Annotated in this window: 2 protein-coding genes; both read right to left on the bottom strand. The window is 58.0% G+C overall.

What is annotated here, in order from left to right; all coding sequences use genetic code 11:
* Positions 1-189: 189 nt before the first annotated feature.
* Entirely contained in the window at positions 190-1095 is a 906-nt protein-coding gene (locus lacNas_RS06085) for a LysR family transcriptional regulator (RefSeq protein WP_201330583.1), read from the bottom strand.
* Between the two features lie 13 nt (positions 1096-1108).
* A partial coding sequence (locus lacNas_RS06080; RefSeq protein WP_244661428.1) for a substrate-binding domain-containing protein occupies positions 1109-1551 on the bottom strand: 443 nt, incomplete at its 5' end.

Genomic DNA, 1551 nt, shown 5'->3' with positions numbered 1-1551 from the left:
GGCAGCCTGGCGGCTAATGGGCTGACCAAGCAGGCTTGGCAGCAGCTGACTGGGGTCAGTCAGGCCAAGCTGGACCGCTGGCTTGGGGCTCAAGACAGCGGCGAGTGGCTGGCCTGGGATTTGGCACTGACGGCCAAAGAAAATTTAAAATAAGAAAAAGGCTGGAAGCAAGCTTCCAGCCTTTTTGATTTAAGCAAATTCATGAACCGGCGGCAGCCGGTCTGCCTGCAGCCAGTTGTAAAAGTCCAGGCTGGCCGTGGACATGGTCTGGGCCTGGATGGCGACCCCATAGCTGACTTCGTTCTTGCCGGCCAGGGGGACTGCCAGCAGGTCGGTCAGCTGGCGGGGCAGAAAGAAGTTGGGCAAAAGGCCGATCCCCAGGCCGGCCCGGATGTTGAGCATGGCAGCAGCCATGGAGTTGGCGGCAACGGCCTTCAGGTGGGGCAGCTCCTGCCAGAGGACCTTCTGCAGGGCAAACTGGCTGGGGGTGCAGACATTGTCGCCCAGGAAAATGACGCGCTGCTTGTCCAGGTCGCTGTGTTTGACCGAGCCGCGCGGGGCGAAATCGTAGTCTTTTTGGAAAACGGCACAGTACTTGCCGGTCAGGAGGGGCTTGAAGTTGAGCTTGGACGAGGAGCTGACGGCATCCTTGTTCAAAAAGATGACGTCCAGGGCCCCTTCATCCAAAAGACTCGCCAGGTCATGGTAGCTGTGGCTTTCAATGTAGAACTGGATCTTCGGGTTCTCCTTTTGGTAGGCCTGGATGCTTTGGGCCAGGGCGTGAACCTCGTAAGGGGAGTTGCTGATGCCCACGGTTATCTTGTCTTTGGCCTGCTCGTTCAAGGCTTCCAGGTGCCGGAGGGTGTCGACGTAGCTGTGGTGGACCGGGCGGATGTCTTCATAAAAGGCCTTGCCAACCGGGGTCAGCGAAACCTTTTTGCGGGTCCGGTAAAACAGGTCAGCGCCAATATAGCGTTCCATGGAAGAGATGGTCTGCGAAACCGCGGACTGGGAGACGCCCATGTTCATCGCGGTCCTGGAAAAGCTGAGCGTTTCCGCCAGATTGATAAAAATTGCCAAGTGTTCAGTGTTCATGCGGCAGTCCTCCTTATTCAGCGACCGGGTGCGTGGCCGGCAGCCCATGCCTTCTGACCCAGGCGACGAAATCGGCAGCCGGGGACTTGCGGTTCTTGAGCGTGACCATGCCGATCTCATCAGTGATTTCGTTTTCAAGCGGCAGCAGTTCCAGCTCGTCGTTGCTCGGGTCGACCACGAAATCGGCACAGATCCCGATCCCCAAGCCGGCTGAAAGCATCTGCTCGTAGTCGGTCATATTGTTGGCGACGGCATAGTCCAGGCTGGACAAGTCGCGGGTCAAAGAGCTCTGCAGGGCGTTTTGCTTGGGCAGACACCAGCTGTTGTCAAGAAAAATCAAACGCTCTTTGGCCAGATCCTGCATGGTTACCGGCCGGCTGCCGGCATAGCCGTAGTGCTTGCTGCAGACGGCGTAGAAGCGGCCGTCAAGCAGCTTTTGGTAGCTGAGGGTGATGC

It is taken from the genome of Lactobacillus nasalidis (genome assembly GCF_016587775.1).
Taxonomy (GTDB): Bacteria; Bacillota; Bacilli; order Lactobacillales; family Lactobacillaceae; genus Lactobacillus; species Lactobacillus nasalidis.
This window is presented reverse-complemented; position numbering and strand designations above follow the sequence as displayed.

Excerpts from the sequence above, each read along its gene's own strand:
- lacNas_RS06085 (WP_201330583.1), bottom strand. The coding sequence starts at position 1,095 with ATGAACACTGAACACTTGGCAATTTTTATCAATCTGGCGGAAACGCTC.